Source organism: Acinetobacter sp. AKBS16 (assembly GCF_002899995.1).
In the GTDB taxonomy this organism is placed as follows: Bacteria; Pseudomonadota; Gammaproteobacteria; order Pseudomonadales; family Moraxellaceae; genus Acinetobacter; species Acinetobacter baumannii.
Genome location: NZ_POYH01000078.1, coordinates 11,082 through 15,729, shown reverse-complemented (window position 1 = coordinate 15,729; position 4,648 = coordinate 11,082). Strand labels below are relative to the sequence as shown.

The window sequence follows — 4,648 nt, the reverse complement described above, 5'->3', positions numbered from 1 at the left end:
AACCCCAAACACGCCGCGGTATAGAACGTCGTTTAGCTCTATTGCTAAGCGCAACCGAGCTGTTTTTGGAAAAAGGATATGATGCTGTCTCTCTTGACGACATCGTTAATCATGCTGGTGGTTCAAAAACCTCTATTTATAAATACTTCGGTAATAAAGATGGCTTATTTACTGCAATCTGCGATTATCGCCGTGAAATGTTTTTTAAAGATATCTGCATTGCATTTCAACCAGAGCAAACTTCTTTAAAAGATTATTTAATCCAAACTCTCATCCGTTTTTATAAGCACATTATTCAACCTGAACACATTGCCTTTTTACGTTTGGTTATTGAACAAACTCAATGTAATGCAACTTTGAGCCAATACTTATATGAAAAATGTGCTCTGGATGTCCAAAATACAATTGCTCAAGCCTTACTCATATCTCATCAATCAGGTGAAATTACCTGTACATCTCCTGATCATTCCTCTCTTATGTATTTTGGAATTTTACGTGATATTGAATGGCGAATGATTATGGGAATGCCTCTCCCACCTAATGAAACGGAAGTTATTGATTATATTAACTATTGTGTTGATATTTTCTTAAAGGGGCATCATAAAGTCTAATTCTTTTGCATTTTGAAATGCTTATAGTATAGTAGACTTCTTTTTTCCCACTTCCACCCAGCCAACAACAGATAATTGTTGTAATTCAAAACAATTATTATGGAGTAGCTACATGGCTCTAAGACATTTCCTGACTTTACGTGATCTATCCACTCTAGAACTTAATCGCATTTTAGAACGCGCAAGCGAACTTAAGAAAATGCAGCAAAGCAATAAGGTATATCAACCTTTTGTTGGTAAAGTATTGGGAATGATTTTTGAAAAATCGAGCACACGCACTCGTATTTCTTTTGAAGCCGGTATTAATCAATTTGGTGGTAGTGCCATTTTCTTATCACCACGTGATACGCAATTAGGCCGTGGTGAACCGATTGAAGATTCAGCACGTGTTATTTCAAGCATGCTTGATATCGTAATGATTCGTACTTTTGGTCACGATATTGTTGAACGTTTTGCATCTTATTCAAAAGTTCCCGTTATTAACGGCTTAACTGACGATCACCATCCTTGTCAGTTACTTGCAGATTTACAAACTTATATTGAACATCGCGGCAGCATTGAAGGCAAAACCGTAGCTTGGATTGGTGATGGCAATAATATGTGTAATTCATACATTGAAGCTGCACACATGATGGGTTTCAAACTCAAGATTGCATCACCAAAAGGTTATGAACCTAAACCTGAATTTTTAGCAGAGTTTGGGCATTGTGTTGAACTTTTTGATAATGCGGAAGATGCGGCTGTAAATGCTGATCTTATCGTTACAGATGTATGGGCAAGCATGGGACAAGAAGAAGAACAGAAGCTTCGTGAAAAAGCCTTTGCTGATTTTCAGGTTAACGAGAAATTAATGGGACTTGCACACCCGGACTGTTTATTCATGCACTGCTTACCTGCTCATCGTGGTGAAGAAATTTCTGAAACCATGCTCGACCATAAAAATGCCGTCGTATGGGACGAAGCAGAAAACCGTCTGCATGCACAAAAAGCTTTAATGGAATTTTTACTCAACGAAAATTTGAAAAAAGCTTAATTTCTAATTCAAAAAACAGCATCGTTAAGGTGCTGTTTTTTTATTTTTATAAGATCCCTATTCCCCTCATTTATTATTTTAAAAATTTTTATGATGTTGCCCAATATATAAACAGTCTATATTTCAACTGTCACACATAATCGTGTATAACATTCTACACAATAAGCCAAGCCTACTCGTGTAGAGTGCGATTATGACAACCCTTGAACAATCATTATCTGAAATCCCTGCATTTTCGATCATTCATGAACATTTATTTAGTTCAGCACAACCTTCTATTGAACAACTTAAACTCATTAAAGAGTATGGTTGTAGTACTGTTGTAAATTTAGCTTTATCGAATTCACCAGATAGTATTAAAAATGAGGATCAGGTCTGTCTAGAATATGGTTTAAATTATATTCATATTCCAATTGACTGGGAAACACCCTCTTCTGACCAATGCTTATTAGTTTTAGATTTGATTGATCATTTAGTGCAGAATGAAATTGTTTGGATACATTGTGCCAAAAATAAACGCGTAAGTTGTCTTATGTATGTCTACAGACAATTTTATATGAATATGGATATGCCAACCTGTCAGGATTTGCTTCATGAGATTTGGGAGCCAAATGAAACATGGACAGGACTCATTCATAGTATTACCTTACAGCTTCAAGGCCGTAAGGCTACCTTAGAACTTCAACAGTCTTTGCAACAAACCAATGATTTAGTTTAATGAGATATTAACACCGTCGCTGTTGCTAAAATTCCTTCTTGGCGACCAGTAAATCCAAGTTTTTCGGTTGTGGTCGCTTTGATACTAATTTGATTTAAATCTACATTTAAAACATCTGCAATGCTTTGACGCATTTCCAAATTGTATTTGGCCAATTTAGGACGCTCACAAGCTACCGTAATATCAGCATTATTTAAATGATAACCTCGGTCTAATATTAATTGATAAACATGTTTAAGTAGAACACGGCTATCCGCTCCTTTAAATTCTGGATCTGTATCCGGAAAATGCTGACCAATATCACCAAGTGCTAGAGCACCTAGCAAGGCATCACATAATGCATGTAGCACGACATCGCCATCAGAATGTGCCTTCAAACCATGCGTATGCGGAATTTGAACGCCAGCTAAGGTTACGAAGTTACCCTCTTCAAAGGCATGCACATCCATTCCTTGTCCAATACGAATTTGAGCAACCATATAAACTCTTCCCTTCTATTATAAAAGCTTAAGAAATCTTGTATTCAACCGTCGTGTTTCGCTATAGTACACTTAGCAAAGTAGACTGAAAGTATAAGCGATCATGCCGTCGAATACTGATATGAATCAATTGAAAAGATTAAGTTTTGTCGTGACATTGAGTTGTTTATGCTCATCGCTTGTTTTTGCAGAATCTATCGACTGCTCCAACTCAAAAGCAGAGCTAAAAATCTGTTCAAAAACCTTTAGCGAAGCACGAAAGCAGCTCAACAATAAATATCTTTCTGCATACTTGGTCACAGATGCCCCACTGCAGCTTCTACAAGATACTCAAACATTGTGGCTTAGACAAACACAACAATGCAAAACCAATTCATGTGTTCAACAACAGTTTGATGTACGTGGTGATGATTTAAATTTTTATGCTTCACTTAAACAAACACTAACTCAGCATTATCTTAAATTTGAAAATGGACATATTGCATCTCAGCCCGTTCATTTACAAATACATCAACTTGCTAAAGATAAAATCAAAATTGAAGGTTTAGCTTACCGTAATCCGAATAACCGAAAAGAAACCCAAACGGTTTCACTTATGGCATACAGCTCTCCTGAACAGAAAAGTGAAATTTTAGATAATGAACATAACTGTAAATATAAATTTGACTTTCAGAAAGCACTGCTCATCGTAAAAACCCAGCAAAAAGGTTGTGAGCGCTTCACAGGAATTTATCGTCTGTACGACTAGTGAATATAAAATAAAAAAGCCAGTGCATAGACACTGGCTTTTCTTTTTATGCTGGATACTTTTGTTGAATGTCTTGACTCACCAAAACAGCTGTAGCTGCTGACAAAGTCCAGCCTAGATGACCATGTCCCGTATTATAGAAAACTCGAGACTGTTTAGACTGTTTCACAACTGGCAACATATTAGGCATCATTGGTCTTAAACCCGCCCAAGGCACAACATGCTCAGTTGAAATGTCAAAATTGCGGTTTACCCAATTTACCAAAGGTTGAATACGGTCGGCTCGAATATCTCGATTATAACCATTAAACTCGGCCGTACCTGCTACACGTAAACGATCTGGTCCTAAACGAGACGTTACAATTTTAGCGCTCTCATCCAACAAACTCACCCACGGTGCATTTTTTATACTTTTTTCATCTTTTAATTGGACGGTAATTGAATAACCTTTGACCGGATAAACATTTACACGTTCACCAATCATATCAGCCAACTGATAACTTCCTACACCACCACAAACCACCAGAACATCACCTTCTAATTGAAAGCTGTCTGTTTGGGAAAGATGCGGATGCTCAGCACTTGGCTGACAATTCAGTACCACTTTATCTGTATGACACTTAATATCAGTAACTTCCAAACCGAATTTGTACTGAACGCCATATTGTTTAGTCTTTTCAGCTAAAGAGGTTGAATATTTATGGATATCACCGGTTGCATCGCTTGGTGTGTAATAGCCACCAAAGTACTCACCCGTTAAAGAAGGTTCGATTGATTTCATTTCCTCAGGTGAAACCGAGTAACGTTCTAAAGTCCCTTTATTTAAAACATCATTAACTCGCTTGGCGATGTCATAATCATCCTTAGTATGATACATATGAAGAATACCGCGTTTCTCCAAATCAAATTGAAGCTGCTCTTTTTCAGCTACGTCAAACAAGCGCTTACGCGCAAGCAATGCCAAGCGAACGGTTTCTATTGTATTGGCTTCATAATTTTTAATATGAGACAAAAACTCAACCAACCAACTATATTTATGTAGGCTAAAAGAAGGATTCA

At 37.0% G+C, this 4,648-nt stretch carries 6 protein-coding genes; 4 read left to right on the top strand and 2 right to left on the bottom strand.

The genetic code is table 11. The annotated features are described in order from the left end of the window. From adeN to C1642_RS13680, 3 genes are all read left to right on the top strand, one after another. A partial coding sequence (gene adeN / locus C1642_RS13690) for a multidrug efflux transcriptional repressor AdeN (protein ID WP_103236449.1) occupies positions 1 to 611 on the top strand: 611 nt, incomplete at its 5' end. Positions 612 to 723: 112 nt separating this feature from the next. Further along, a complete protein-coding gene (argF, locus tag C1642_RS13685; RefSeq protein ID WP_001207983.1) occupies positions 724 to 1,644 on the top strand; it encodes an ornithine carbamoyltransferase in 921 nt (306 codons plus the stop codon). A 193-nt stretch (positions 1,645 to 1,837) separates the two neighbouring features. After that, positions 1,838 to 2,362: a protein tyrosine phosphatase family protein gene (locus tag C1642_RS13680; protein WP_000209132.1), complete on the top strand. Its 525-nt coding sequence runs from the start codon at positions 1,838 to 1,840 to the stop codon at positions 2,360 to 2,362. Here the strand turns inward: C1642_RS13680 and ispF are convergent. Beyond that, the gene (gene ispF / locus C1642_RS13675; protein ID WP_000226512.1) at positions 2,359 to 2,841 is read right to left on the bottom strand and encodes a 2-C-methyl-D-erythritol 2,4-cyclodiphosphate synthase; all 483 of its coding nucleotides are present in this window, start codon (positions 2,839 to 2,841) and stop codon (positions 2,359 to 2,361) included. The two genes, C1642_RS13680 and ispF, sit on opposite strands and share 4 nt — an antisense overlap. 103 nt (positions 2,842 to 2,944) lie before the next feature. Here ispF and C1642_RS13670 point away from each other — a divergent pair, with 103 nt between their 5' ends. Continuing rightward, complete coding sequence (locus C1642_RS13670) at positions 2,945 to 3,589, top strand: hypothetical protein (protein ID WP_001139839.1); 645 nt, start codon at positions 2,945 to 2,947, stop codon at positions 3,587 to 3,589. Between the two features lie 46 nt (positions 3,590 to 3,635). On the opposite strand, the gene C1642_RS13665 is transcribed toward C1642_RS13670, so the two are convergent. Beyond that, positions 3,636 to 4,648 (bottom strand): D-amino acid dehydrogenase (locus C1642_RS13665; protein ID WP_228153888.1); only part of this gene is annotated, 1,013 nt, incomplete at its 5' end.

Coding starts and splice junctions, on each gene's coding strand:
- argF (WP_001207983.1), top strand. CDS start 724: ATGGCTCTAAGACATTTCCTGACTTTACGTGATCTATCCACTCTAGAA.
- ispF (WP_000226512.1), bottom strand. CDS start 2,841: ATGGTTGCTCAAATTCGTATTGGACAAGGAATGGATGTGCATGCCTTT.
- C1642_RS13670 (WP_001139839.1), top strand. CDS start 2,945: ATGCCGTCGAATACTGATATGAATCAATTGAAAAGATTAAGTTTTGTC.
- C1642_RS13680 (WP_000209132.1), top strand. CDS start 1,838: ATGACAACCCTTGAACAATCATTATCTGAAATCCCTGCATTTTCGATC.